This window comes from Nitrosomonas sp., from assembly GCA_016703745.1.
In the GTDB taxonomy this organism is placed as follows: Bacteria; Pseudomonadota; Gammaproteobacteria; order Burkholderiales; family Nitrosomonadaceae; genus Nitrosomonas.
The window spans coordinates 333,064-358,410 of the sequence record JADJBK010000006.1 but is presented as its reverse complement, the minus strand read 5'-3'; the positions used below and the strand labels follow the sequence as shown (position 1 = coordinate 358,410).

At 49.6% G+C, this 25,347-nt stretch carries 19 protein-coding genes and 1 pseudogene; 11 read left to right on the top strand and 9 right to left on the bottom strand.

Translation table 11 applies throughout. The features are described from left to right. Positions 1-17: 17 nt before the first annotated feature. The gene (gene ftsH, locus IPG31_02725) at positions 18-1,856 is read right to left on the bottom strand and encodes an ATP-dependent zinc metalloprotease FtsH (GenBank protein MBK6617306.1); all 1,839 of its coding nucleotides are present in this window, start codon (positions 1,854-1,856) and stop codon (positions 18-20) included. Positions 1,857-2,248: 392 nt separating this feature from the next. Between ftsH and IPG31_02720 the strand changes: the two genes are divergently transcribed. From IPG31_02720 to flhC, 3 genes are all read left to right on the top strand, one after another. Next, positions 2,249-2,800: a hypothetical protein gene (locus IPG31_02720; GenBank protein MBK6617305.1), complete on the top strand. Its 552-nt coding sequence runs from the start codon at positions 2,249-2,251 to the stop codon at positions 2,798-2,800. 176 nt (positions 2,801-2,976) lie between these two features. Next, positions 2,977-3,294 (top strand): flagellar transcriptional regulator FlhD, encoded by a 318-nt coding sequence (flhD, locus tag IPG31_02715; protein ID MBK6617304.1) that lies wholly within the window; start codon positions 2,977-2,979, stop codon positions 3,292-3,294. Between the two features lie 30 nt (positions 3,295-3,324). Next, positions 3,325-3,879: a flagellar transcriptional regulator FlhC gene (flhC, locus tag IPG31_02710; protein ID MBK6617303.1), complete on the top strand. Its 555-nt coding sequence runs from the start codon at positions 3,325-3,327 to the stop codon at positions 3,877-3,879. Positions 3,880-4,031: 152 nt separating this feature from the next. On the opposite strand, the gene IPG31_02705 is transcribed toward flhC, so the two are convergent. Further along, complete coding sequence (locus tag IPG31_02705) at positions 4,032-5,180, bottom strand: Do family serine endopeptidase (protein MBK6617302.1); 1,149 nt, start codon at positions 5,178-5,180, stop codon at positions 4,032-4,034. Between the two features lie 88 nt (positions 5,181-5,268). Here IPG31_02705 and IPG31_02700 point away from each other — a divergent pair, with 88 nt between their 5' ends. The 3 genes from IPG31_02700 (at position 5,269) to IPG31_02690 (ending at position 8,259) form a co-directional block, all read left to right on the top strand. Then, the gene (locus IPG31_02700) at positions 5,269-6,015 is read left to right on the top strand and encodes a Nif3-like dinuclear metal center hexameric protein (GenBank protein ID MBK6617301.1); all 747 of its coding nucleotides are present in this window, start codon (positions 5,269-5,271) and stop codon (positions 6,013-6,015) included. A gap of 212 nt (positions 6,016-6,227) precedes the next feature. Continuing rightward, positions 6,228-7,454: a murein transglycosylase A gene (locus tag IPG31_02695; protein ID MBK6617300.1), complete on the top strand. Its 1,227-nt coding sequence runs from the start codon at positions 6,228-6,230 to the stop codon at positions 7,452-7,454. Between the two features lie 178 nt (positions 7,455-7,632). Next, a complete protein-coding gene (locus IPG31_02690; protein MBK6617299.1) occupies positions 7,633-8,259 on the top strand; it encodes a hypothetical protein in 627 nt (208 codons plus the stop codon). 204 nt (positions 8,260-8,463) lie between these two features. On the opposite strand, the pseudogene IPG31_02685 reads toward IPG31_02690, so the two are convergent. Both IPG31_02685 and IPG31_02680 read right to left on the bottom strand, forming a co-directional pair. Next, positions 8,464-9,678 (bottom strand): annotated as a pseudogene (locus IPG31_02685) (hypothetical protein). A 221-nt stretch (positions 9,679-9,899) separates the two neighbouring features. Further along, on the bottom strand, positions 9,900-10,595 hold the full coding sequence (locus tag IPG31_02680) for an ABC transporter ATP-binding protein (protein MBK6617298.1): 696 nt from the start codon (positions 10,593-10,595) through the stop codon (positions 9,900-9,902). A gap of 67 nt (positions 10,596-10,662) precedes the next feature. Here IPG31_02680 and IPG31_02675 point away from each other — a divergent pair, with 67 nt between their 5' ends. Continuing rightward, positions 10,663-11,436, top strand: a complete 774-nt coding sequence (locus IPG31_02675) for an outer membrane lipoprotein-sorting protein (protein MBK6617297.1) — start codon at positions 10,663-10,665, stop codon at positions 11,434-11,436. Positions 11,437-11,499: 63 nt separating this feature from the next. Next, positions 11,500-12,279: a PEP-CTERM/exosortase system-associated acyltransferase gene (locus tag IPG31_02670; protein ID MBK6617296.1), complete on the top strand. Its 780-nt coding sequence runs from the start codon at positions 11,500-11,502 to the stop codon at positions 12,277-12,279. On the opposite strand, the gene IPG31_02665 is transcribed toward IPG31_02670, so the two are convergent. The 3 genes from IPG31_02665 to IPG31_02655 all read right to left on the bottom strand — a co-directional run bounded on the left by IPG31_02665 (position 12,271) and on the right by IPG31_02655 (position 17,811). Next, positions 12,271-13,620, bottom strand: a complete 1,350-nt coding sequence (locus tag IPG31_02665; GenBank protein ID MBK6617295.1) for a transglycosylase SLT domain-containing protein — start codon at positions 13,618-13,620, stop codon at positions 12,271-12,273. The genes IPG31_02670 and IPG31_02665 overlap by 9 nt on opposite strands. A gap of 155 nt (positions 13,621-13,775) precedes the next feature. After that, positions 13,776-14,939: a ribonucleotide-diphosphate reductase subunit beta gene (locus IPG31_02660; protein MBK6617294.1), complete on the bottom strand. Its 1,164-nt coding sequence runs from the start codon at positions 14,937-14,939 to the stop codon at positions 13,776-13,778. Between the two features lie 37 nt (positions 14,940-14,976). Beyond that, positions 14,977-17,811 (bottom strand): ribonucleoside-diphosphate reductase subunit alpha, encoded by a 2,835-nt coding sequence (locus IPG31_02655; protein MBK6617293.1) that lies wholly within the window; start codon positions 17,809-17,811, stop codon positions 14,977-14,979. Between the two features lie 250 nt (positions 17,812-18,061). Between IPG31_02655 and IPG31_02650 the strand changes: the two genes are divergently transcribed. Both IPG31_02650 and IPG31_02645 read left to right on the top strand, forming a co-directional pair. Next, positions 18,062-21,505 (top strand): acyl-[ACP]--phospholipid O-acyltransferase, encoded by a 3,444-nt coding sequence (locus IPG31_02650; GenBank protein MBK6617292.1) that lies wholly within the window; start codon positions 18,062-18,064, stop codon positions 21,503-21,505. A gap of 166 nt (positions 21,506-21,671) precedes the next feature. Then, positions 21,672-22,133, top strand: coding sequence for a prepilin-type N-terminal cleavage/methylation domain-containing protein (locus IPG31_02645; GenBank protein MBK6617291.1), 462 nt, complete (start codon positions 21,672-21,674; stop codon positions 22,131-22,133). Positions 22,134-23,970: 1,837 nt separating this feature from the next. Here IPG31_02645 and IPG31_02640 read toward each other — a convergent pair. Then, positions 23,971-24,501 carry a transposase gene (locus tag IPG31_02640; protein ID MBK6617290.1) on the bottom strand — a complete coding sequence of 177 codons (531 nt, stop codon included), beginning with the start codon at positions 24,499-24,501 and terminating at the stop codon, positions 23,971-23,973. A gap of 135 nt (positions 24,502-24,636) precedes the next feature. Between IPG31_02640 and IPG31_02635 the strand changes: the two genes are divergently transcribed. Then, the gene (locus IPG31_02635) at positions 24,637-24,885 is read left to right on the top strand and encodes a hypothetical protein (GenBank protein MBK6617289.1); all 249 of its coding nucleotides are present in this window, start codon (positions 24,637-24,639) and stop codon (positions 24,883-24,885) included. 273 nt (positions 24,886-25,158) lie between these two features. Here the strand turns inward: IPG31_02635 and IPG31_02630 are convergent, their stop codons facing one another. Further along, the gene (locus tag IPG31_02630; GenBank protein MBK6617288.1) at positions 25,159-25,347 is read right to left on the bottom strand and encodes a hypothetical protein; all 189 of its coding nucleotides are present in this window, start codon (positions 25,345-25,347) and stop codon (positions 25,159-25,161) included.

Here is a 25,347-nt window from a genome sequence, read left to right as displayed (position 1 = left end):
ATGTAAAAGAGTAGCGCTCAAGCCTCATCCGCAACAATTATCTTTTTCAGTTTCAATAATTCCGGCTGGTTCAGCGTTTCGGTTTTCAGTAATTTTTCCGCAGCCTGTTCAAGCTGTGCTCGGTTTCTGTTCAATATGTTGATTGCGCGTTCAAGGGCACCATCAACCAGGGCACGCACTGCGTGATCCACCTTGTTGGCGGTATCTTCGCTGTATTCACGACTCTGCGGCATGGGGATCCCAGGTTCCAGAAATGCGGAACGCTCACGATCATAGGTAACATTCCCCAAGGCATCGCTCATACCGTAACGCAAAACCATCGCGCGCGCCATATCGGTTGCGCGAGCCAGATCATCCGATGCACCAGTCGAAACCTCCCCAAAAATAACCTGCTCGGCTGCACGTCCGCCCAATAATACCGCCATTTTATTTTCCAGCTCCTTACGCGTCATCAGAAACCGATCTTCCGTTGGACGCTGGATGGTATAACCCAACGCTCCTACCCCTCGTGGAATAATCGAAACCTTGTGCACTTCATCACTCCCCGGCAACGATAACGCAACGATTGCATGCCCCAGTTCATGATAAGCCACCGTTTTTCTCTCCACCGGGTTCAGCAAACGATTACGCTTCTCCAATCCAGCGACAATACGCTCGACAGCATTATTGAAATCATCCATCGATACCGCAGTCGCTTTGCGGCGTGTAGCCAGCAGCGCGGCTTCATTGATCAGATTCGCCAAATCAGCTCCCGTGAAACCAGGCGTCAAGGCCGCGATTTTTTCAACTTCTACATCTTGATCCAGCTTGATCTTGGGAATATGCACCGCAAGAATTTGCTCACGACCTTTTTTATCCGGACGATCCACCAAAACCTGCCGATCAAAACGTCCGGCGCGTAGCAGCGCCGCATCAAGAATCTCCGGCCGGTTTGTTGCCGCCAGCAACACAATCCCGCCGGAAGGATCAAAACCATCGAGTTCCGCCAGCAATTGATTCAGCGTTTGCTCTTTTTCATCATGACCACCCAACCCGGTTGCACCACGTGCGCGCCCAAGCGAATCCAGTTCATCAATAAAAATAATGGCTGGCGCCATCTGCCGTGCCTGCTCAAACAAATCCCGCACCCGTGCTGCCCCCACACCGACAAACATTTCCACAAATTCAGAACCGGAAATTGAGAAAAATGGGACACCCGCTTCTCCGGCAACCGCTCTTGCCAGCAATGTTTTACCTGTTCCCGGCGGCCCCACCAGCAAAATCCCTTTGGGCGCGCGTCCGCCCAGTCGGCTGTAATCTACCGGATTTTTCAGAAAATTGACAATCTCGATCAACTCATCCTTCGCTTCATCCACACCGGCCACATCAGCAAAGGTCACCTTGGTTTCTTTTTCCACATAAACCTTGGCGCGGCTTTTGCCAATCGACATCATGCCACCGCCACCCATCATGCTTTGACTCATGCGCCGGATAATAAACAACCAGATGCCAATAAAAATCGCCACCGGTAAAATCCATGAAAGAATGTCACGAAACCAGGTGCTGCGAATAATGCCCGTATAAACCACGCCATGCCTGTCCAGCATCTCAGCCAGATCAGGCTCCACCCGGGTAGTGACAAACTCCGCGAAGCCCTCACTGGCAGTTGACCGCAGTTTGCCATAAATATGGTTCTCGCTGATCGCCACCTCCTCAATCTGTCCCTTGTCCAGCAATATCTGGAAACGGCTATAAGGAATGGGCTCAACGCGTGTATATTCGTTATAGAGATTCTGAATAAACAGGATCGCCAGTATTGCGGTCAGGATATACCAGAAATTAATCTGGGCTTTTTTGTCTATGGGTGGATTGCTCATATTGATTGATTCCAGCTATATTCACATCGGCATGCATTATGGTACGACAAAACCATCAGACAAAAATGATAAAAATTTGGTAAAAAATTCGCTAAGAACCCATATACATCCCTCCTGATTTGCATCAGCACATCCCTGAATACAAGCTTGACGAACCCGTCATATTCCTAATTACCATTAAAAATATAATTAATTATCAATTAGCTACAACAATTTTACTAAAAAATAGCAATAAATAGATACCAACCGGAACAGGATTAACAGACAGGCAATCCAACCTTCTTTACAGACTATAAAAAATGCCATTTTTCATAATAATGATACCGATGCAGTTCAGGCTAAACCCAACGATCCGCCCGCCGTTATCACACCATGCAATCAAGGAAAGTGATATGAGTGCCGATCAAAAATATGGCTTAAAATCATTAGCTCGCTGGTTACTGACTACTTTGGTGACAATCTCCTCACCTATGGTTACAGCGCAGTCAGCAGTGGTGACCAGATCAGATCATCTTGGCGAGCAGAACAAGTCTTACCGCAATATTGGTAATGCCGGATTATCAGATCCCCTTTCCAGGTTTATGACGCTGCCAGTTGATACCTGCGCGATTGTTGACCACATTGAGCGAATTAGCATAACCAATGAAGTTAACAGCAATCCGGATGCTCGCATCATGGGAACGATTGTTCAGCCGACGGGACGCCATGCCAATAAGGCGTTTTATACCAGTGTCGATATTCCGGCAAATCAGGGATATTACCCACCGCAGCGCAACATTGCCAAAACCGACCATTTCCGCATTTCCCTCACCACGCTCGACGGCGATTTACATATCGTTACCCAGCCGACCTCGCCTCGGTTCATGCCCGGAGATACTGTTTTGTTCCGAAATTCAGGGACACTCGAAACAGCAGATTGCGCGCGCCAACCCTCATCAAAATAAATCTTTCTAAATCAGCTAATTACATTGTTTGTAGGAATTCTTCCTACAGCAATTCCCGTCTTATACTTACGCCGCCTATGGCAAGCCAGCTCTTTACTCTTCAGCTACTAAAGTTAAAAATGCACCTATCTTGTTAATCAACAAGCGGGACTCAACTTTGAATAGGGAGTATCAGCATGGAAAAAAATCAAATTCTGGATGAAATTAGAGAACTTAATTTGAGTTATCTGTTACTGGCGCAACAAATGTTGCGTGAAGATAAAATTGCTGCAATGTACCGCCTGGGTATTGATGAAGATATTGCTAATATTCTGGAAAAACTATCAAATAGCCAATTACTGAAAATGGCCGGCTCCAACATGCTGCTTTGCCGTTTCCGCTTTGATGACAGTCTGATCGCAGAAATTCTTACCAGCCATAAACAGGATCGCTCACTGACACAATCGCATGCAGCCATTTTGATGGCTGGACAACCTGCAGAATCCATATCCTGATCTTAAAATTTATTTCCAAAGGGGAACATCATGAAAATTAAAAGCATTTTATCTGAAGGAAAACAGATTCAACTGGCAACCGAGCTAGTGGGTCTGGGTGCCAGATTACAGGTTCTAGAAGCCTCAACCACACTTAGTCGCGAGCGGCTCGTAAAATTATATAAAGAAGTGAAAGGCGTTTCCCCTCCCAAAGGGATGTTGCCTTACTCAGAGGACTGGTTTATGGGATGGCAACCCAATATGCACGCATCACTTTTTATCAATATATTTAAATATCTTACTGAATACACGAGTATTCGCGGCATAGATGCGACTATTAAAAGTTATCAGCTCTATCTTGAGCATGTCGAAGCCAATAATCTACAGCGTATTTTAAGCTTCACACGTGCATGGACATTGAATCGCTTTATCGACAGCAAGGTATTAACCATGACTTCCTGCGTGGAATGCAAGGGGAATTACATTGCACATAGCCTTGATATCCAGTCCAACCATGTTTGTGGACTTTGTCACGTTCCTTCACGCGCAGGCAAAACCAAGCAGGCTGCAATCGAGGCCAAAGCCAGAGTACAATGCGCAGCATAAAATACAGGAACACATTCAAAACTTGGGCCAGCAAAGATATTGGCGATTATTTTGCCACGGCAGAAACAGACACCCCGCTTACCCAAGTTTGAATTTACAAAAACCCGGCTACATTACCCGCGAGAATACCAGACAGCTCTTCAGCAGCAGCATCAAGTCGGTCGTTTCCCTATCCTTACCTTGATTTTCTGCTCCATACCATTACGCAGAATGGTGAGTCTCGCGACTTCTCCGGGCGGCAATCCTGCAACAAGATTCAACATTTCGGATGAGTTCGTTACTTTTCCATCATTCACCGCAAGCAGAACATCCCCTGGTTTAATGCCAGCCTCATCAGCAGGTCCATTTTTCAGCACTCCTGCAATCAAAGCACCTGACAGATTTTTTAATCCAAAGGACTCGGCCAGTTCGGGTGTCATATCCTGCATACTGACACCTAACCATCCACGTGTAACCGAACCTGTTTCAATTATTTGCTGCATGATCTGCTTCGCTACACTGATCGGAATAGCAAAACCAATTCCGAGCGAACCCCCTGTGCGTGAATAGATTGCCGTATTGATACCAATTATATTGCCTGCAGTATCGGTCAAGGCACCACCTGAGTTTCCCGGGTTAATAGCGGCATCAGTCTGAATAAAATTTTCGAAAGTATTAATCCCCACTTGCGAACGTCCCAATGCACCAATAATTCCCATAGTGACAGTTTGTCCTACGCCAAAGGGATTACCGATAGCCAGTACAATATCGCCTACCTGCGCCTTATCAGATTCTCCAAATCTGATGCTGGGCAGTTGATCCATATCGATCTTAAGCACCGCGATATCGCTCTCGGGATCAGAGCCGATGATTCGCGCACGCGCATTCCTTCCATCTATCAACGCCACCTGGATTTCGCTGGCAGCTTCCACCACATGGTGGTTTGTGAGAATATAGCCTTCCGGGCTGACGATGACCCCGGAACCCAGGCTGGAAGTCCGCTGTGTTCTGGGATTAAACCGTTCACCAAAAAATTTCTGAAAAAAAGGATCATCCATCAAAGGGTGTGATGGCACGTTAACTTCTTTGCTGGTAAATATATTGACCACGGAAGGCATGGCCTGTTTCGCAGCTCCATGAAAACTACCCATATTCAGCCCAGTCTGCGCACCACTCGCGTCTGGACTGACCACTTCCTTGATTGTTGCCACCTTGCCGCGCGGGGTCCATGGCAACAGCTCCGGGCGTAATGTAGAAACAACAAAAAAAATAGCAAGCAATATAGTTGCGGTTTGTGCAAAAATTAACCAGAGTCTGTACATGGTAAGAGTCAATTTAATGTGTTTCAAAGAATTATCGTAAGTACTGATAGCAGTTGATATCCAACATTTCATGCAATCCCGGACAATTATGCATCAAAAAACCCTGGAAGATTATCTGAATACCATGCTCGAGATTGCTCGCTTCCGAGACTATTGCCCCAACGGATTGCAGGTTGAAGGACGCGCGCAAATCCAAACTATCGTAACCGGTGTGACAGCTTCCCAGGCATTGATATCACGCGCCATCGAGCTCCAGGCAGATGCCATTATCGTGCATCATGGCTATTTCTGGCGAGGGGAAAATGCCTGTCTGCGCGGAATAAAACGTCAGCGAATTGCCGCGCTGATCAAGCATGATATCAATCTGTTTGCTTATCACTTACCGCTCGATGCTCACATCGAGTTAGGCAATAATGCGCAATTAGCCAAGAAACTGAATATTGCTGTCGAAGGTAGTTTTGGCGAGCAGGCGCTCGCCCTGCAAGGGTCTTTTGAAACACCCCTTACTTTGGGCGAGTTAAACACCGAGCTGACTCAGTTGCTTGCTCGTCAGCCACTCATTATTGGCGATTTATCCAAATCGATTCGCCGAATTGCCTGGTGTAGCGGCGCCGCTCAGGATATGTTTGAGGCAGCCACTAATCTGGAAATTGATGCCTATCTTACTGGAGAAATTTCGGAGCAAAACGTTCACACTGCCCGAGAAACAGGTATTGCCTTCATCTCTGCCGGTCATCATGCCACCGAACGCTACGGAATTCAGGCGCTCGGCAAGCATATTGCAGAGCAGTTTAACCTCTGTCACTATTTTGTTGATGTGGAAAATCCGGTTTAGAGCGCTACCTATTTACATTAACAGCTTACTCAGACTCCCTGTCCTTATTAATTTCTTCAACTGAATGATCATTTTTTTTCTTTTTTGGCAGCGTCCACCAAATAATGAACAGAAGTAATCCCAACGCCAGTCCTGCTTCCAGAGCCAATACCCACATAGTAGTTTGTATTCAGAATTAATAACCAAGAATGCCTCACTTTAACTGAATTTTTATGAAAACCCAATCGATATTGTTGCTGACCGTCTTGATTACTGGACTCATCAGTTGCAAATCAGACGCGCCCAATCGTAAGGAAACCCATGACAAAGAACAACAGGCAGAAGCAGCACAAATACAGGTTCTTCCTGAAAAACCCTTGTCATCCTCCCAGGAATCAATGCCCGTCATATCCACAACCCCGGATAAGGAGCAATCAGCATCTGTCTGGACTAATTTACCTGAATGGCAGCATCAGCCACTATTACCTGCCTGGCATGCATTTCTCAAAAGCTGCAAACCTCTGCAACAAAAACCCGACTGGCAAATCATCTGTGATCGCGCCTTACGTTTGATGCACCCTGATGAAACCATCATTAGAGAATTCCTCGAAATTCACTTCACCCCACAGCAGGTAACTACCAGGGACGGCAACGACATTGGCCTGATTACGGGATACTACGAACCTTTACTCAAAGGCAGCCGTCAACCTTCTGAACGTTTTCGTTACCCTATTTATGCACAACCCGATAATTTATTGAAAATTGATCTGGGTATTTTGCCATCGGAGAACAAATTTCCACCAGATCGTGGCCGACTGGAAGGAAGAAAAGTCGTCCCCTACTATACCCGTGCAGAAATTGAAAACAATCAACATCTGCTTCGGAACCATGCGTTTCTATGGGTGGAAGACAAGGTTGAATTATTCTTTCTGCAAATCCAGGGATCGGGCAGAATTATGCTGGACAACGGTGAGATAGTAAAAATCGGGTTTGCTGATCATAACGGCTATCCCTATCATTCAATTGGAAAACTTTTAATCGAACAACGTGAGCTCAATCCCCAGCAGGCTTCCATGCAACACATCAAGCAATGGGGCAAAAAAAATCCTCATAAGCTGGATAACCTGCTGCAGCAAAATACGCGTTTTATTTTTTTTCGTGAACTGCCCGCAAACATATCCGGACCCATTGGCGCCATGGGTATACCTCTGACAGCAGGAATAAGTATTGCCATTGATCCAGAAAGTATCCCGCTAGGAGCGCCGGTTTATTTATCCACCACCTGGCCAAATACCGAAAAACCGCTAAACCGACTCATGGTGGCGCAAGACACAGGCAACGCCATCAAAGGTAAAATTCGAGCTGATTTTTTTTGGGGCTATGGTGAAGAAGCCACGCTACAGGCTGGAAAAATGAAACAGCCCGTCAGAATGTGGGTATTGTTACCCAAAAAGGATTAGATGAATCTGCCTGAGCCGTGGGTGTTACACAAGGCAAAGCAAGAACAAAAAATATTGACGCAGCATGGGATCGTTCTGTCAGCGCATAGTAGAGCTATAATCTGTCACGGCATGCCACTGTGATGCTGAAAAAATGATGAATAGTTAATAATGTATTACTACAAGGAGTAGCTTAGTAATGAAAAAAAATAACACACTCAATCTGTCGTGCCTGATAGCGATTTTGGTTTTGCTGTTATCAGCCTGCTCAACCACACAAAAAGTCACCCATTCCGCCAGAACGGCAACGGAACAATTGCTAATCAGTGAAGCAGTGGCGCGCAGTCTTCCCAAGCAGATTGATCTGCCTTTTCCAATCCCGCGAGGTGCCGTCGTTCAACTCGATGTCACTGGATTAACTGCGGATAAGGATATGGCCAAAGGCGTGATTGCAGGCTGGCTAGGCATGCTCGGATACACGACCCAGGATGGACCGGAAAATGCCACTCACCGCATTAATATCGTATTAGATTCTCTGGGAACAGAAGCGGGCGGAACTTTCTTTGGCATTCCTCCCGTCCAGGCTTCTCTGATACCGATTTCCTTACCTGAGTTAGCATTTTTCAAAGCGGAGTATCAAAGTGGTTATGCGAGATTCCATCTGGATGTATTTGAAATGCCATCCGGTCGATTTGTAGGATCATCCTCACCATTTATTGCCGATACTTTTTATAATGGCTATACCGTGCTGTTTTTATTTAATTTCAACAGAACTGATTTGACTTCCCCGCCACAGATAGGGACATTTCGCAAACCGTTGATGTAAGCATATCCATTTAGCGCCTGAAGCTATACGGGTTACGCAAGTACACCCAAATATCCTGGCATGACTCCAGTCGCATCAAGCGTCTTCTTGCGGCTGGATCACCTTTATTTCAGAAAACGCTTACTTCCCCCACACAAGTTCTATGCGCGAATGCCGCGCAAATTAGACGGTAACTGTTTGCTATCCGTCACCAGCAGATCCCACTCAAAATGAAAAACGCAGCTCAGTATATACGCGATCGTTATTCGCAAAACGTCCAAACAAGCCAGTAGCCGGTCCCTCAAATATATCAGCACCCATTGCCAGTCTCCAGTCTCGCGTAAAATTCCAGGTAATACGGGGGCGCAGCATCCACTCACTTCGGTTAAGACTGTGGATGAGCAGCACCTGCGCTTCAATATTCCGCCAGAGACCACTCTGTAAAAAAATACTGCCACCACTTTCGCGTCGGTCTGCAAAAATATCCCGATCATAATTCAGAAATACTCGCTGAAAGAATTGCAAATTAAGGCGAATATCGCGTGGCAGGGTAAAATCCAGCCCTAGTGCGTAGTCAATGACATCCTGTCTCGTCAGACCGTTTGGTGCCGTTGGGCGAGTTACATTGAAGCGCCGGCCATCGGTATAAACCAGCTCACCTTTGAGTACGGCATACCCCAGGTCTTTGGTAAGCGTGCTGCCGACCTGGTCAATGATTTCGTGACGCGCCTGAAAGGTTAGCGGCTCACTCTGCTGACTAACAAGATGAAAGGTTGGTGCGGCGTCACGACTATGGTAATAGAACGCGGCCAAGTCCCACCCGCCAATCAATTGGGATAAACGTAAGCCATAATTGCTGTTATGTGGATTCAAGCCAGATCGATCCTCGCGCAAAAAATTTACGGGTTGATTGCCTGGTAGTGCAAATGGATAGAATTCCGCACCGGGACGACCGCTCTTGTCCAGACTGGCAAAGGGAATCCAGATAAAATCTGCGTGAAAGTCATTTTTCGAGTATTCAGTGCGAATGGCCCATTGCGGAATACGCAGCAAGTCAAAATCCTGTAACACGAATTCACGCATATCCTTTGCAGAAACCACATCCGCAAAAAACAGGCCGACCATTTCCCCCCAGATAATGTGTTGACGGCCAATACGCACATCAAAATCTCCGGCTGATACATCCAGGTAGTTCTCCCGCAAAAGAAACTCGAAACGCTGATCCCGGCGCACATCACGTGGATAGAAATTTGAAATATCATGGATAGCATCATAGTCAAGGCGCGCACTCAACTTCCATTTTATGTTAGGACTTAACTGGCCAAGGTTAGCCAGTTCAGAGCGTAACCGTAATTTTGAAGCATGTTCAGGGTTAGCATAAGTGTGGGCAAACTCCAGCTGGGAAAATCCACGCCAGGTAGCAGTGGGCCGAAACATACGGTCAGACGGGTTTGCAACCGCTGGAGCGCTGTCATTAAATAAACCCTCCAGCGTAGGATTTTGTGCTAATCGAACCGGGCTATCTTTTTTCTGGCTCAGGCCGTCAGGCTGAGCATGCAATCCTTCCCAACTGGATAACCATAATGACAACAACAGAATCAGATAGCCGAATAAACTATAGGAAAATCTCATACCTTCTTTAAAAGCAGATTGATCAATCATCAAGCATGCACAGCGGCATTTTCATGGATAAGTTGACCATCTTCGATTCGTATCAATCGTTCAGCCATGGCCATCACCTTGGCATCATGCGTTGAAAAGACGAAAGTAGTACCGTTATCCTCGTTGATCTCTTTCATCAACTGCAATATACCTTCTCCGGTTTTATGATCAAGATTGGCGGTCGGTTCATCTGCCAGTATTACGCTTGGGTGTGTGGCCAGTGCGCGGGCAATCGCCACACGCTGGCGTTGACCACCGCTGAGCTGATTGGGGCGATGACGCGCAAATTTGGATAAACCAACGATCTCCAGAAACCTGGAGACTCGCTCACCACGCTGGGCAGCAGTGAGTTCCTTGAACTGCAGCAGCGGGTATTCCACATTTTCTTCTGCTGACAATACGGAGAAAAGATTAAATGTCTGAAAGATAAAGCCGATAGTTCTAGCTCTAAGCGCCGATAACTGATTGGGTGTTTGCCCGCTGGTATCCATATTATTAATATAGATTTTGCCGGAAGAAGGAATGTCGATACAACCAATCAAATTCAACAGTGTGGATTTTCCACTGCCAGAGGGTCCGGCAATTGCCAGAAATTCGCCCTCTTTGATTTGCAAATCAATATCCTTAAGTGCCTGGATATGATCCGCACCCAGCATATATTCTTTGCAGACTTTTTCAAAACGGACAATATACATTTGTTTTATCCTGTACAACTGTTTCAGGGATTAATGAGCCAGACAGGCTAAACTCAGGAGATTAAACATGATATTACGAATAGGCTTACTGCCAATCATAGCGGTATTATTGTTGTTATTTCAGACACAGGCACGATCAACAGCGTCAACAGAACCTGCCAGCCAGGAAGCAACGGCAAAAAGTATACTGGAAAAAGCAGATGAAATTCGCTTCCCGCGTGAGAGTTTTCAGGTAGAAGTCGCTATCCGTACTACTTCACCCGGCCAGACTGACGAGGTGCGTCAATACCGGGTGCTCTCCAAAGGCAATGAAAATAGCATCGTTCTCACTACTGAACCAGCTGCTGAACGCGGACAGGCTATTTTGATGAAAGGACGTGATCTTTGGGTCTTCATGCCAAGCGTTTCGCAGCCGATCCGGCTGTCACTCTCACAACGGTTGACTGGTCAGGTTGCCAATGGCGATATTGCCCGCGCTAATTTCTCCGGTGATTATTATCCAAAGCTGTTGCGCAGCGAAACAATAGATGGTGAAAATTATCATGTGCTTGAACTGACCGGTGTTGATCGTTCGGTGACGTATCAGCGGGTATTGTTGTGGGTCAATCAGGCAAATGACCAGCCGTACCAGGCTGAGTTTTATTCGCTTTCCGGTCGCCTGCTCAAAACCAGCCATTATGCAAACTTTGAGATGATTCTTGGCAAATTACGCCCAACCCAAATGATCATGGAAGATGCGCTCAAACAGGGTGAGATTTCGGTATTGGACTATTCCGGAATGCAGCTGCGCGACTTGCCTGACAAGCTGTTTACCAAAAATTACTTGAAAAGACTTGAATAATTGATTTGTCACTGGACCAGGACTAATCCAGACAGACATGCTCGACCCAGATGAGGTAACACTATGTTTTCGAAGGAACAGAATCTAGGCACATCTTTCAAACAATACTTTGAGATTGTACCGGCACTCAACGAATTACTTAAAGCGGAAGCATACCGTGTACGTCATGCTGTTTATTGTGAGGATCTGGGATTCGAACCGGCGCGAACCGATAAACTGGAAACCGACCAATATGATCACAGTGCGATCCATTTGCTGATCCGTGATGTTCGAAAACATACGTTTATCGGCTGCACTCGCATCATTCGTCCCACTCTGGATACCGATCATGGTTTGTTGCCATTTGAACGCACTTGCGCCAACACGCTGGATCGCGCCATTATCGATCCAGCAAAACTACCGCGTGACAAAATTGGCGAAGTTTCCCGCCTGGCTGTGGTGGCCTCTTTTCGACGACGCAAGGGAGAAGCTACACAACCGATCAATCTTTCGGAAGACGATTATCGTGAAGCCCCCCTGCCGCGCTTTCCCTATATTCCCCTGGGACTATATATTGGCACCGTCGAATTGGCCCGGTTGAATGGTATTAGAATATTGTTCATGCTAACGGAGGAACGACTGGCAAATCATTTCGGCAGACTGGGCGCCCAGCCCGAATTCATCGGGGAATCAATCGAGCATCGAGGCGCACGCTTTCCATCAATGGTAGATATTGACAGAATTGTCAGTAATATGCGGCCAATCTTTCGCCCTCTTTATCGTTGTATTGCCGAAGATATCCGAGCAGGACTGGTACATGACCAACAAAACCGCAGACAAGCAGCTAATACAGGTTCAAGATGAATAGAGAGGGCTATCGGGCAAATTCAGTTTGAGTACCAGCCGCTGGCCCACTGATAAGCGGGTACTGCCATTGTTCCAGGATAGGATAGCTTTGACATTGATTCCATAACGCTTCGCAATGCCGTGGAGCGTCTCCCCTTTTCTGACAATATGAATTAACTGTCCACTTCCGGCATTACCGGAAACAGTACTATCCGACCCGTATGCCAGATAAGTTCTCTCCCGCGTGCCGCGACCGTCACGCGGCACCAGCAAAAGTTGCCCATCTTTTAATACCGACTGTAAACGCAGGCCATTTATTCCCGCTAATTTTGATACGTCGATGCGATAACGTTGCGCCAGTTCCGGCAGGGATTCTTTCTCTTTCACCTCATGGATTCGCCATGAAACGAGTTCCTTGTCATAGTTCTCTATATTTTTGACAAAGTTCATCACATTGGAAACCGGCAGCAGCAGTCGACGTGGCGCATTACTGATACGAATAACTGGCCGGTTATAAGCTGGATTCAGCGCGTTGAATTCTTTTTCGGAAATCCCCGCCAGTCTCGCTACCAGATGCACATCAATCTGTTCTGTCAATTCAATCTGCTCGAAATAGGGACGGTTGAAAATGGGGCTCAGTCTGACTCCATAGCGCCTGGGATGCGAAATGATATTGCGGATAGCAAGTAATTTTGCAACATACTGGCGTGTTTCTGTTGGCATACGAATAGCAGCAAAATTGACTGATTTCTCACCACCATGATCATCAGCAATGACTTTTAATAATGCACCCTGCCCCCAGTTGTAAGCGGCCAATGCCAGCTGCCAATTACCAAACATGCGATGCAGCATTTGCAGATAATCCAGCGCAGCATCGGTTGCTGCTACGATATCGCGACGCTCATCATGCCACCAGTTTTGTTCCAGACCGAACGCTTTCCCGGTTGCGGGAACAAACTGCCATAATCCGGCGGCATGTTTGTGTGAATAGGCATCCGGATCGAATGCACTTTCGACAATCGGTAGAAGCGCAATTTCTGCTGGCATACCGCGACGCTCGACTTCACCCAAAATGTAGTAAAGGTAGCGCTGGCTGCGCTCGACTATCTGATTGATAAACCGCTGGTTGCTAAATCTTTTTTCGTATCCTTCTATTTCCAGGCCCGGAGGATTACCGAGGGAAAACCCGGTACGCATGCGCACCCATAAGTCATCCTGCTGTTCATACGCTTCCGCTCGAACTGCTTCACGAACGACGATATTCCGGTGATTGCTCGCCAGAGTCTCGGCCATCAAAGCTGTCACCGATATCACGATCAGAGCAAAAGTACTCGCTGCCAGGATCATCCATCGCATCATGTTCTGGTTGCTATTTTTCATACTCTTATAAATTCCAAATGGTCAGGTGGGCGCTACACGCTGATGATCCGGCATTCAGCACCAGATCATCTCCGTACCAACTTATTAATTTATATAGAAATTATTTTCGCAAACTAGTCATGCAAAAACCCCTATCAGTCCCAGTGTAACACACCTCCGGTTTGATACTCGGTCACGCGGGTTTCAAAAAAGTTCTTCTCTTTTTTCAAATCGATCATTTCCGACATCCAGGGGAAAGGATTGCTCACCTCGGAGAAAATAGGATCCAGACCAATCTGGTGACAACGGCGATTGGCGATAAAACGCAGATATTCCTTGAACATGGCTGCATTCAACCCCAGCACACCGCGTGGCATCGTATCTTCGGCGTAACGGTATTCCAGCATCACTGCCTGTTGCATGAGCGCCACGATTTCCTCACGAAATTCCCTGGTCCACAGCTGCGGATTTTCCAGTTTAATCTGGTTGATGACATCGATACCAAAGTTGCAATGCATCGATTCATCACGCAGGATGTATTGGTACTGTTCAGCGGCACCCGTCATCTTGTTTTGTCTGCCCAGCGCCAGAATCTGCACAAAACCCACATAGAAAAACAGTCCCTCCATAATGCAGGCAAACACGATCAGGCTTTTAAGCAACTGCTGATCGGTTTCCAGCGTACCCGTCTGAAATGACTGATCAGTCAGCGTGTCGATAAAAGGAATCAGGAATTCATCCTTCTCACGAATCGAATCGACTTCATGATAAGCATTGAAAATCTCGCCCTCATCCAGCCCGAGTGATTCGACAATATATTGGTAGGCATGGGTATGAATCGCTTCTTCAAATGCCTGGCGCAACAAATATTGACGGCATTCTGGATTAGTAATATGCCGATAAGTGCCCAGCACGATATTATTGGCCGCCAGCGAATCAGCCGTCACGAAAAACCCCAAATTACGCTTGACGACACGCCGCTCATCCTCGCTCAACCCATTACTGTCTTTCCATAACGCAATATCACGGCTCATATTGATTTCCTGTGGCATCCAATGATTCGCGCAAGCCGACAGGTATTTCTCCCATGCCCACTTATATTTGAATGGCACCAGCTGATTGACATCCGCATGGCAGTTGATGATACGTTTATCTTCTACCGACACACGGCGATGATTGGTGGGCAGGTCAGCCTGATCTTTACTCTCAACACTCGTTTCATCATTCAGGTTGTTGCGTGCATGGGCATGTAAAACCGTATCGCATGACAGAACACCATTATTACCTGCAGAATTTTCTTCATCTTCAAACGTCAACATAGTCTGATTCTCCAATTTTGATTTTTTTCATTCGGGTTTACTGGCACGCTTCACAATCCGGATCATCGATCACACATTGTTTGGCAACTGTCTCGGCTGGCTCATGGTACGCCGCAACCGCATTCAACACGCCCGTATGCACGGTAGATTTTTCGGCTGCTGTTGCTCCCAGCGTGCGTAAATAATAGGTTGTCTTGAGGCCGCGCAACCACGCAAGCTTATAGAGTGCATCGATTTTCTTGCCGGATGCGTTGGCCAGATACAGATTGAGCGATTGCGCCTGATCGATCCACTTCTGCCGTCTGGCTGCCGCCTCCACCAGCCAGGCAGGATCAATTTCAAATGCCGTAGCATACAATGCGCGCAGCTCCTGGGGAATCCGGTCTATTTTGCTGACCGCACCATCATAGTGCTTGAGATCAGCAATCATCACTTCATCCCACAGCTTTCTCTGTTTGAGATCATTGACCAACCATTGATTCGCAATCGTAAATTCACCAGAAAGATTCGACTTGACGTATAAATTCTGGTAAGTCGGTTCGATACTGGCAGATACGCCAACGATATTGGAGATCGTGGCCGTGGGTGCAATCGCCAGACAATTGGAATTACGCATACCCCATTGTCTGATTCTGGTGCGCAGAGCTTCCCAGTCAAGTGTGACCGTGGTATCGACTTCCACCTGTCCGCCGCGTTCCTCGCTCAGCAATGCCAGCGTATCCTGCGGCAGAATGCCGCGATCCCACAGGCTGCCCGCATAAGTCGCGTAAACTCCACGCTCCTCCGCAAGCCTGGTAGAGGCCCAGTAAGCATGATAGGCAACGGCTTCCATCGAACGATCGGCAAATTCGACCGCTTCCTGCGAAGCATAGGCTATCCCCAGCTTGTGCAGGCAATCCTGAAATCCCATAATGCCCAGCCCCACCGGGCGGTGGCGCAAATTAGCGTTACGCGCTTTGGCAACGGCATAAAAATTGATGTCGATCACATTGTCCAGCATCCGCATGGCGGTACTGACCGTTTGCTTCAATTTATCGTGATCCAGCTTGCCATCCACGATATGCGCCGCCAGATTAACAGAGCCAAGATTGCATACCGCGATTTCCTTGTCATTGGTATTGAGCGTGATCTCGGTGCAGAGATTCGAGCTATGCACCACGCCCACATGGTTTTGCGGTGAACGCACATTGCACGGATCCTTGAATGTGATCCACGGATGGCCGGTTTCAAACAACATGGTCAGCATCTTGCGCCACAATTGCCGGGCAGGAATGCGCTTGTACAAACCCAGCTCATTACGTGTTGCCCGGTCTTCATAGCCCAGATAAGCCGCCTCAAAGGATTTCCCGTATTTTTCGTGCAGATCCGGCACATCGGAGGATGAAAACAGCGTCCAGCTTCCATCTTCCATCACCCGTTTCATGAACAGATCCGGCACCCAGACTGCGGTATTCATATCGTGGGTACGACGGCGATCATCGCCCGTATTTTTGCGCAGCTCGACAAATTCCTCGATATCGAGATGCCAGCATTCCAGATAGGCACACACCGCCCCCTTGCGCTTGCCGCCCTGATTGACCGCGACTGCCGTATCAGAGACGACCTTGAGGAAAGGCACCACCCCCTGAGACTTGCCGTTGGTACCCTTGATGCGTGCACCCATTGCCCGTACCGCTGTCCAGTCATTACCCAGCCCACCGGCAAATTTGGATAGCAATGCATTTTCCTTGATGGCCTCATAAATACCATCGAGACTGTCTGGCACCGTGGTCAGATAGCAGGAAGACAACTGGGGTCGCTTGCCACCGGAATTGAACAACGTGGGCGTCGAACTCATGAAATCGAATGTTGACAGCAAATGATAAAACTCGATGGCGCGCGCTTCACGATCAATCTCATTTAATGCCAGCCCCATTGCCACCCGCATGAAAAATGCCTGCGGCAGCTCGATGCGCCGTTCCTGGATGTGTAGAAAATAGCGGTCGTACAACGTTTGCAAGCCCAGATAACCAAACTGCAGGTCACGCTCCGCCACCAGCGCTTTAGCCAGCGATGGCAGGTCAAAGTGGGCCAGGCGCTCATCCAGCAAATCCGCCTCGATTCCCTGCTGGATGAAGTCGCTAAAATAATCAGCATAGCGCAATTGCATCGCCTCATGCGTCACCTCTTCCCCGAGCACCTCGTAGCGAATATTGTCCAGCAGCAATCTTGCGGTGACAAAATTATAGGCGGGGTCTTTCTCAATCAGCGCGCGCGCCGATAACACCGCAGATTTCCGGATTTCATCCGCCTGAACCCCATCGTACAAATCCCGCAGCATGGCTTTGAGAATGACGGCAGGATCAACTGCCGCGCCGATATCCCGGCAGGCCGACGCAATCCGCGCGGTTAACCGATCCCTGTCAAGCGGCACACGCTGTCCATTTTCCACCATATGCAGCACAACAGCCTGGTCGGTCTGTTTCCTGGCTGCCCGCTCACGCGCACGGGCTTCCCGGTACAGCACGTAAGCGCGCGCCACATCATGTTCTCCAGCGCGCATTAACCCCAGCTCAACCTGATCCTGAATATCCTCGATATGAAACGTACCCCCGTCCGGCCGGCGGCGCGTCAATGCACCAACTACTTCTTCCGTCATGTGTGACACAATCTCACGCACACGGGATGACACAGCACTTTGCCCACCTTCCACTGCAATGAATGCCTTGGTCATCGCGACCGAAATCTTGCCCGGTTCAAAGGCCACAACCGCGCCATTACGGCGTATCACCTTGTACTGCAAATAATTTTGTTTCTCGACCGACGGGTTATGTTCTGAAAAACTGTCGCGGTAAACCGCACCAGTAACAGGGTTGTCCGTAGTAGGTTGCATAGCTGTTTTCTCCTGTGGGATGCCAGTGATTGCCAGGTGGCGCATGTCAAAAGAATGTTGATGCGTTAACTGCTTGAAACACAATATATTGTGCTGTGAAGCTATATATAACCATACCTATAGCGTATTGGCATTCTAATCGATCCAATAAAAATGGCAAGTTTTTTAAATTGCCGGGCGATACCTACCCTCCCATTTTTCCGGCATACGCTTATAATTTCAGCATCTATCCCCAACAAGGCACACCATCATGCACCCCAGCCAATGGAACTTGCTCACCAGCAGACGTTTTCTACCTTTTTTCGTCACCCAGTTTCTGGGTGCCTTCAATGACAACGTATTCAAAAACGCGCTGGTTATTCTGATCACTTACGCCGCCATGGGCAGCAGCGGCCTGAGTCCGCAGATCATGGTGACACTGGCAGCCGGTATTTTTATCCTGCCTTTTTTCCTTTTTTCCGCCACGGCTGGTCAATTCGCGGATAAATGGGACAAGGCACAGCTCATCAAACGCATCAAGTTCGTCGAAATTGTGTTGATGATTGGCGCAGCGGCAGGTTTTTATCTGGACAGCATGCTGCTTCTGCTGTGCATTCTGTTCCTGATGGGCGCACAGTCCGCTTTTTTTGGCCCGCTGAAATACGGCATCCTGCCTGATCAGCTGGAAGCGCATGAACTGATCGGCGGCAATGCACTCGTCAGCGCGGGTACATTCATCGCAATTCTGCTGGGAACAATCGCCGGAGGCTTGCTGATTCTGACCGAACAAGGCAGCAACGTCGTATCTGGCATGGTCATCAGCGCCGCACTGGCCGGCTGGCTGTTCAGCCTGTTTATTCCGGCGACACGACCTGCCTCACCGGATATCACCATCCGTTACGCGCTGCTACAGGAAACGCGCGCGATCATTCACCAGATTCGCGAACACCGCCCTATCTTTCGCGCCATCCTCGGCATTTCCTGGTTCTGGCTATTTGGCGCAACTTTCCTGTCGCAATTTCCGACGTTTGCCAAAACCGTGATTGGCGGCAACGAAGAAGTGGTTACTCTATTTCTCACCGTGTTCTCAGTGGGGGTCGGCCTGGGTGCGCTGCTGTGTAACCGCTTTCTCAAGGGAGAGATTGCTGCAACCTATGTGCCACTGGGCATTCTCGGCATGACCGCATTTACCATCGACCTCTATTTTGCCAGCACCGCCCTCCCACCGCTTGCACAGGAAGAACTGATCGGCGCAGCGGCTTTCCTCTCCTCCCTGACACACTGGCGCATTCTGTTCGACATGCTGGCGATTTCCGTCAGCGGCGGTTTGTACATCGTGCCGCTTTATGCCCTTGTCCAGAGTCAGGCTGAGGATTCCCATCGCGCACGCACCATCGCCGGCAACAACATCATGAACGCGCTGTTCATGGTAATTTCCGCACTCGGCATCAGCCTGATGCTTGCACTCGACTTCACCGTGCCCGAAGTGTTCCTGACCATCGCACTGATCAATGGCGTGGTCGCCATCTATATTTCAAGCCTGCTGCCCTACGCCCTGGTCAAATCCATTCTGCAATGGCTGTTTCATACGGTCTACCGGCTGGAAATCAACGGCGCGGAACATTATCGGCAGGCTGGCAGCCGCGTGCTCATCATCGCCAATCATCTATCATTTCTGGATGCCGCGCTGATCAGCGTCAGCCTGCCGGAGCGGCTATGCTTTGCCATCCATTCCAGGGTTGCCCGGCAATGGTGGGTGCGACCGTTTCTGTTTCTCGCCGATACGGTTGCCATCGACCCCACCAATCCGATGTCCACCCGCCTGCTGATCGAGCGCATCCGAAAGGGCGATAAGGTCGTGATTTTTCCGGAAGGTCGGCTGACGCTCACCGGCTCCCTGATGAAAATCTATGACGGACCCGCCATGATTGCAGACAAATCCGGCGCCATGCTGCTGCCCATCAGTCTCAAGGGGCCACAGTACACGCCTTTTTCCAGGCTGAAAGGGAAAGTCCGCCTGCGCTGGTTTCCTAAAATCAGCGTTGAAATCATGCCGCCGACCACACTCGATCTGCCCAACACGCTACGCGGCAAACAACGGCGGCAAATGGCGAGCCTCAAACTTTACGACCTCATGACCGAGACCCTGTTTCACAGTCAGATTCTGCGCGAAACCCTGTTTCAGTCACTGCTCGATGCCAGCGCCACGCACGGCAAGCAACACATTATTGCCGAAGACGTTGAGCGCAAGCCGCTTTCCTATTTTCAACTGATCATGCGCAGCTTCATCCTTGGCCGGGTACTCCGCCGGATGATTCCCCATTTCAGCAGCCGGCCCCATATCGGCATCCTGCTGCCCAACATGGTCAGCAGCCTGATCTGTTTCTTCGCCTTGCAGGCATTCGGGCGCGTCCCCGCCATGCTTAATTTTTCCAGCAGCAGCAAAAACCTGCTGCTCACCTGCGAAAGCGCGCAGATTCAAACCATCATCACCGCGCGTGGATTTATCGACAAGGCCAAACTGAGTAACCTGATCACCGACTTGCAGCAACAGGGCATCCTGCTGTGCTATCTGGAAGATATCCCCGAAAAGATTCACTGGTGGGACAAACTGATGGGCTGGCTGTCGGCATCCCTCCCCCGGCTGGCGTACCGTTTCACGGATTCACGGCAAAATCCGGATGAAGCAGCCGTGATTCTATTCACCTCCGGCTCAGAAGGCGCGCCCAAGGGAGTGGTGCTCAGCCACTCGAACCTGCAGGCCAACCGTTATCAGGTAACTTCCCGCATCGATTTTGGCCCAGGCGATATTGTTTTCAATGTCCTGCCGATTTTTCATGCATTTGGACTGACGGGCGGCACCTTGCTGCCGGTATTAAGTGGTATTCGCACCTTTCTCTACCCTTCCCCCCTGCACTACCGCATCATTCCCGAGCTGGTCTACGACACCAATGCCACCCTGCTGTTCGGCACCGATACCTTCCTGACCGGGTACGCCCGCTACGCCAACGCCTATGATTTTTACAGCGTGCGCTACGTCTTTGCCGGGGCGGAAAAACTACGTGAAACCACACGCCAACGCTGGTCGGAAAAATTTGGCGTGCGTATTTTTGAAGGCTATGGCGCGACCGAAACCTCCCCCATCCTCAGCCTCAACACCCCGATGCACAATCGCGCCGGATCCGTGGGGCGCCTGCTGCCAGCCATCCGGCACCAGCTGGAACCGGTGCCAGGCGTTGAACAAGGCGGTAAACTGCGGGTAAATGGCCCCAACATTATGCAGGGCTATTATCTGGCGAATACGCCCGGCAAAATCGTGCCGCCAGCGGATAACGGGTACGATACCGGCGACATCGTCACCATCGACGACGAAGGTTATGTGTTCATCAAGGGTCGCGTCAAACGCTTTGCCAAAATAGGAGGCGAAATGGTTTCACTGACCGCCATCGAAGAAGCCGTCAACCCGCTCTGGCCGGATCACGCGCATGCCGCCCTGCAATCATCCGACGAAAAAAAAGGTGAAAAAATCATCCTCATCACCACGTACCCGCATGCCAGCCAGACCGACCTCATCGCTCATTTCCGCAAAAACAACCTGGGGGAACTGGGTATTCCCAAAACCATCCTCACCCTCGACCACCTGCCCATTCTGGCGAGTGGCAAAACGGACTACGTCACCCTGCGGGAATGGATGGAACAACAGCTCGCGTCATGACACGAAAACCTTCCGGGTGATAAAGTGGCCCCCGCCAACCCTTTTTATTTCATCAAAAAAAGACTAAAGTTTGTCCACACCCTGACGTAATCACCCCTGCAACAGGTAATATTGCAAATTAATTCACACCAATTCATTTTTTACACCCAGAAAGGAGAAACAACCCATGCAAGTTAATCAAAAAGGTTTTACCTTAATCGAGTTGATGATCGTCGTCGCCATTATTGGTATTTTGGCGGCAGTGGCTATTCCGGCTTATCAAAACTATACGGCAAAGGCCAGATTCACTGAAGTTGTTAATGCAACCTCGCCAATTAAGACAGCTGTCGAATTATGCGTTCAATCCGGGAATTGCCTGACTGCTGCCGGAGCTATTGCTGTTCCTGCGACAGGTGCAGCACGTGCCAACATAGAAGTTCCCAATGACATTGGTGCGCAAGGAATTGTAACATCAGTAACAATAGGTGCAAATGGCGCAATAACGGCTATACCTGTTGCCGGTCAGGGTTTGGCTGCTGCTGATACTTATATACTAACCCCTACTCGAACAGCCGGCACAGGCGGAGTAACATGGGCAGTAGGTGGCGGATGTCTGGCCGCTGCAAGTGGCGCGGGCAAAATCTGCTAATGTAATCACCGCGTACCCGCGATAAACTCGCGTAGCCCGCGTAGCCCGCGTAGCCCGCGTAGCCCGCGTAGCCCGCGTAGGCCCGATTAGCGTAGCGTAATCGGGCTTATTGCATAATCGGGTCCATCCCCATCGGGCCTATTTGCACAAGGCTTATTTACATTCCGGCAACACCCCGTTTATTTGCATTTCGGCAATACCCCGCCCGATTACGCTACGCTAATCGGGCCTACCCATTCTTGCCATCCCTGCCGGTTCTGGCCATTACATCACGACCCTTCACCGCTTCCTCATCACACACCACCGCCAACTGTCTCGCGTCAACTATCTTGACCGCTTTGGCGACAACTATGATGGCCGGTTGACTGCGTACCCGCGATAAACTCGCATAATCGGGCCTATTCGCACAAGGCTTATTTACATTCCGGCAACACCCCGTTTATTTGCATTCCGGCAATACCCCGCCCGATTACGCTACGCTAATCGGGCCTACCCATTCTTGCCATCCCTGCCGGTTCTGGCCATTACATCACGACCCTTCACCGCTTCCTCATCACACACCACCGCCAACTGTCTCGCGTCAATTATCTTGACCGCTTTGGCGACAACTATGATGGCCGGTTGACTGCGTACCCGCGATAAACTCGCATAATCGGGCCTATTCGCACAAGGCTTATTTACATTCCGGCAACACCCCGTTTATTTGCATTCCGGCAATACCCCGCCCGATTACGCTACGCTAATCGGGCCTACCCATTCTTGCCATCCCTGCCGGTTCTGGCCATTACATCACGACCCTTTACCGCTTCCTCATCACACACCACCGCCAACTGTCTCGCGTCAATTATCTTGACCGCTTTGGCGACAATTATGATGGCCGGTTGACTGCGTACCCGCGATAAACTCGCATAATCGGGCCTATTCGCACAAGGCTTATTTACATTCCGGCAACACCCCGTTTATTTGCATTTCGGCGATACCCCGCCCGATTACGCTACGCTAATCGGGCCTACCCATTCTTGCCATCCCTGCCGGTTCTGGCCATTACATCACGACCCTTCACCGCTTCCTCATCACACACCACCGCCAACTGTCTCGCGTCAATTATCTTGACCGCTTTGGCGACAATTATGATGGCCGGTTGACTGCGTACCCGCGATAAACTCGCATAATCGGGCCTATTCGCACAAGGCTTATTTACATTCCGGCAACACCCCGTTTATTTGCATTTCGGCAATACCCCGCCCGATTACGCTACGCTAATCGGGCCTACCCATTCTTGCCATCCCCTGCCGGTTCTGGCCATTACATCACGACCCTTCACCGCTTCCTCATCACACACCACCGCCAACTGTCTCGCGTCAACTATCTTGACCGCTTTGGCGACAATTATGATGGCCGGTTGACTGCGTACCCGCGATAAACTCGCATAATCGGGCCTATTCGCACAAGGCTTATTTACATTCTGGCAACACCCCGTTTATTTGCATTTCGGCGATACCCCGCCCGATTACGCGATGCTAATCGGGCCTACCCATTCTTGCCATCCCTGCCGGTTCTGGCCATTACATCACGACCCTTCACCGCTTCCTCATCACACACCACCGCCAACTGTCTCGCGTCAATTATCTTGACCGCTTTGGCGACAATTATGATGGCCGGTTGACTGCGTACCCGCGATAAACTCGCATAATCGGGCCTATTCGCACAAGGCTTATTTACATTCCGGCGATACCCCGTTTGTTTGCATTTATTCCGGTGATACCCCCGCCCGATTACGCTACGCTAATCGGGCCTACCCATTTTCGCCATTCCCGGTCATTGCATCGCCCCCCCATCATGCACCGCCGCCAACCGTGGCGCTGGCGTCGCCGCACCAATCCACTGGATAAATGCCTCTCGCAACATATCGATGGAATGTGGAATATGGCCAATCGGCCACGCGCCTGACATGCCCATGCTTCAAAGGATTCACATGCACATAATCCACATGGCGTTGATAATCGGTATCGTCACGGATGACGTGCTCCCAATAACGCCGTTGCCATATGCCGCGCTCCCCGGCCGCCTTGCGAACATTCGACCGGTATTCGGTCCTGGGTAATGCGCGCGAAAACGCGCTTTTGATCAAACGCCACCGCGTACTGAAATCGGCATCACCCGGCGGCAACGTCCACACGCAATGCAAATGCTCCGGCAAAACCACCCAGGCATCGATTTGAAAAGGGTAGCGTTTACGCACCCGTTGTACCGTTTCGCGCAGCAAGTCAATTTCACGAACGAGCAAGTCGTTGTGATGCCGCTGCAGCAGATTCACCGTGAAAAACCAGGTACCTCCCGGTATGAATGCGCGCCGGTAGTGGGACATATTTTCCCCTGCTTTGGAAAATATCAATGTTAATTGACATTCGATTAAAACAACATGCGTCCTACATGGATTGTTTGTCGTTTTAAGTTTGTAAGTGCTAAACTTTTACGTAAATTATTCCAGAGAGAAACGAACATGAGTGAAAGCAGTGAAAATCTTGTTTTGGAACACCTTCGACCTATCCGGGGGCGTGTCGATCTCATAGCCGATGACATGAAGGAGGTAAAGCTCAGGCTTTCATCATTGGAGAGCAGTCTGTCGCTGGTGCGCCGGGAAATTATTGCCGGTGATGAAACCGGTGCTCGCCAACAAGCTTCCATCGACCGGATCATGGAACGTCTGGAAAGAATCGAGCATCGCCTCGACTTGCGAAATGAAACATAAACCTGCGTAAGGCACAATAACCAACGGGCATTGCGCCCTACCTGCACTCACCCCCCCGCTTAACCATCCGGTGCAGCCCGCGTAGGCCCGATTAGCGTAGCGTAATCGGGCTTATTGCATAACCGGGCCTATTCGCACAAGGCTTATTTACATTCCGGCAACACCCCGTTTATTTGCATTTCGGTGATACCCCGCCCGATTACGCGATGCTAATCGGGCCTACCCATTTTCGCCATTCCCGGTCATTGCATCGACTCCCATCATGCACCACCGTCAACCGTGGCGCTGGCGTCGCCGCATCAATCCACTGGATAAATGCCGCTCGCAACCTATCGATGGAATGTGGAATACGGCCATGAAATCGGCATCACCCGGCGGCAACGTCCACACGCAATACAAATGCTCCGGCAAAACCACCCAGGCATCGATTCGAAAAGGATTATTAGACGGGGTTGAAGCCAT

Excerpts from the sequence above, each read along its gene's own strand:
- IPG31_02630 (MBK6617288.1), bottom strand. The coding sequence starts at position 25,347 with ATGGCTTCAACCCCGTCTAATAATCCTTTTCGAATCGATGCCTGGGTG.
- IPG31_02660 (MBK6617294.1), bottom strand. The coding sequence starts at position 14,939 with ATGTTGACGTTTGAAGATGAAGAAAATTCTGCAGGTAATAATGGTGTT.
- ftsH (MBK6617306.1), bottom strand. The coding sequence starts at position 1,856 with ATGAGCAATCCACCCATAGACAAAAAAGCCCAGATTAATTTCTGGTAT.
- IPG31_02690 (MBK6617299.1), top strand. The coding sequence starts at position 7,633 with ATGAAAAAAAATAACACACTCAATCTGTCGTGCCTGATAGCGATTTTG.
- IPG31_02675 (MBK6617297.1), top strand. The coding sequence starts at position 10,663 with ATGATATTACGAATAGGCTTACTGCCAATCATAGCGGTATTATTGTTG.
- IPG31_02670 (MBK6617296.1), top strand. The coding sequence starts at position 11,500 with ATGTTTTCGAAGGAACAGAATCTAGGCACATCTTTCAAACAATACTTT.
- IPG31_02680 (MBK6617298.1), bottom strand. The coding sequence starts at position 10,595 with ATGTATATTGTCCGTTTTGAAAAAGTCTGCAAAGAATATATGCTGGGT.
- IPG31_02645 (MBK6617291.1), top strand. The coding sequence starts at position 21,672 with ATGCAAGTTAATCAAAAAGGTTTTACCTTAATCGAGTTGATGATCGTC.
- flhC (MBK6617303.1), top strand. The coding sequence starts at position 3,325 with ATGAAAATTAAAAGCATTTTATCTGAAGGAAAACAGATTCAACTGGCA.
- IPG31_02705 (MBK6617302.1), bottom strand. The coding sequence starts at position 5,180 with ATGTACAGACTCTGGTTAATTTTTGCACAAACCGCAACTATATTGCTT.
- IPG31_02655 (MBK6617293.1), bottom strand. The coding sequence starts at position 17,811 with ATGCAACCTACTACGGACAACCCTGTTACTGGTGCGGTTTACCGCGAC.
- IPG31_02640 (MBK6617290.1), bottom strand. The coding sequence starts at position 24,501 with ATGTCCCACTACCGGCGCGCATTCATACCGGGAGGTACCTGGTTTTTC.
- IPG31_02635 (MBK6617289.1), top strand. The coding sequence starts at position 24,637 with ATGAGTGAAAGCAGTGAAAATCTTGTTTTGGAACACCTTCGACCTATC.
- IPG31_02695 (MBK6617300.1), top strand. The coding sequence starts at position 6,228 with ATGAAAACCCAATCGATATTGTTGCTGACCGTCTTGATTACTGGACTC.
- IPG31_02650 (MBK6617292.1), top strand. The coding sequence starts at position 18,062 with ATGCACCCCAGCCAATGGAACTTGCTCACCAGCAGACGTTTTCTACCT.
- IPG31_02665 (MBK6617295.1), bottom strand. The coding sequence starts at position 13,620 with ATGATGCGATGGATGATCCTGGCAGCGAGTACTTTTGCTCTGATCGTG.
- IPG31_02720 (MBK6617305.1), top strand. The coding sequence starts at position 2,249 with ATGAGTGCCGATCAAAAATATGGCTTAAAATCATTAGCTCGCTGGTTA.
- IPG31_02700 (MBK6617301.1), top strand. The coding sequence starts at position 5,269 with ATGCATCAAAAAACCCTGGAAGATTATCTGAATACCATGCTCGAGATT.
- flhD (MBK6617304.1), top strand. The coding sequence starts at position 2,977 with ATGGAAAAAAATCAAATTCTGGATGAAATTAGAGAACTTAATTTGAGT.